The sequence below is a fragment of the Candidatus Cloacimonadota bacterium genome, assembly GCA_012516855.1.
Lineage (GTDB): Bacteria > Cloacimonadota > Cloacimonadia > Cloacimonadales > Cloacimonadaceae > Syntrophosphaera.
The window spans coordinates 1-1,559 of sequence record JAAYWB010000122.1; the positions used below are offsets into that span (position 1 = coordinate 1).

Below are 1,559 nucleotides of genomic sequence, written 5' to 3' on the forward strand. Positions count from 1 at the left end.
ATCCGGGAGTACCTGACACCCTTCGCCAAGTTCTATGGCCGCATGAACGAGCGCATGGACGAGTTCGTGCGCCTCTTCCCCGTGCATCCCGACTACATCGACACCTTCGAGCGGGTCACCGCGGTGGAAAAGCGCGAGGTGCTCAAAACCCTGTCCCTGGCCATGAAGAAGCTCCTCAACCAGAACGTACCCGACGACCGGCCCGGGGTCATCGCTTATGACGGCTACTGGACCACCCTGCGCGAGAACCCGTCCTTTCGCGCCGTTCCGGACATCAAGGCGGTCATCGATTGCAGCATGGTGCTCGAATCGCGCATCCAGCAGGCCTTCACCCGCCCGGCATACAAGCCCATGGCGACCCAGCTTATCCACGCGCTGTCGGTCCACCGGCTCACGACGAGCGACATCCACGCCCCCCTCGGCGCGACGGCGGAGGAACTGCGCGACGGCTTGTGCCTCTTCCAGCCGGGCATCGAGGAACTGGGCGGCGACCCGGCCGACGACCTGCTCTCCCAGGTGGAGACCGTCCTGCGGGAAATCCACAAAACGGTCAGTGGGCAGTTCATCTCGTCCAATCCGGACAACCGCCAATATTACCTGGACCTCAAGAAGACCGACGATTTCGACGCGCTGATTGAGAAGCGGGCCGATAGCCTTGATTCCTCGCAACTCGACCGCTACTACTATGAGGCGCTCCGGCGGGTCATGGAGTGCACGGACCAGACCTACGTTACGGGCTATAAAATCTGGCAGCACGAGCTCGAATGGCTGGAACGCAAGGCCGCGCGCCAGGGATACCTTTTCTTCGGCGCGCCCAACGAACGCTCCACAGCGGTGCCGCCGCGGGACTTCTACCTCTATTTCATCCAGCCCTTTGACCCCCCGCATTTCAAAGACGAGAAGAAACCCGAGGAGCTGTTCCTGCGACTGAAGAACACGGACGAAGAATTCCGCACCGCGCTTCAAAGCTACGCCGCAGCTCTGGACCTTGCATCCACCGCCTCGGGCCACGCCAAGTCCACTTACGAATCCAAGGCGTCGAACTTCCTGCGCAACCTCGTGCAGTGGCTTCAGAAGAACATGACCACGGCATTCGAGGTCACCTACCAGGGCCGCGCCAAGTCCCTGACCGAATGGGCCAAGGGCAAGTCCATCAGGGAGCTTTCCGGGATCGGCTCCCATGAGCGGATAAACTTCCGCGATATGGTGAACACCATCGCCGGTATCTGCCTCGGAGCGAGGTTCCAGGACCAGGCTCCCGAATACCCGTTCTTCTCGGTGCTGATCACCGGAGCGAACCGGGCCCAGGCCGCACAGGACGCCCTGCGCGCAATCGCCGGACAGAACCGCACCAAGCAGGCCACCGCGGTGTTGGATGCCCTGGAGCTTCTCGACGGTGAGCGACTCGATCCCTACCGGTCCAAGTACGCCAAATACATTCTCAATGTCGCCAAGAAAAAGGGCCACGGACAGGTGGTCAACCGCTCCGAGCTGATCCAGGACGTCCTCGGCGTGGAATACCTCGCGCCGCAATCGCTCCGCCTCGAACCCGAATGGGC

The 1,559-nt window shown here is 61.8% G+C and carries 1 protein-coding gene; it reads left to right on the top strand.

The window, feature by feature from the left end; genetic code table 11:
* On the top strand, positions 1–1,559 hold a 1,559-nt coding region (locus GX466_09365), incomplete at both ends, for an ATP-binding protein (protein ID NLH94403.1).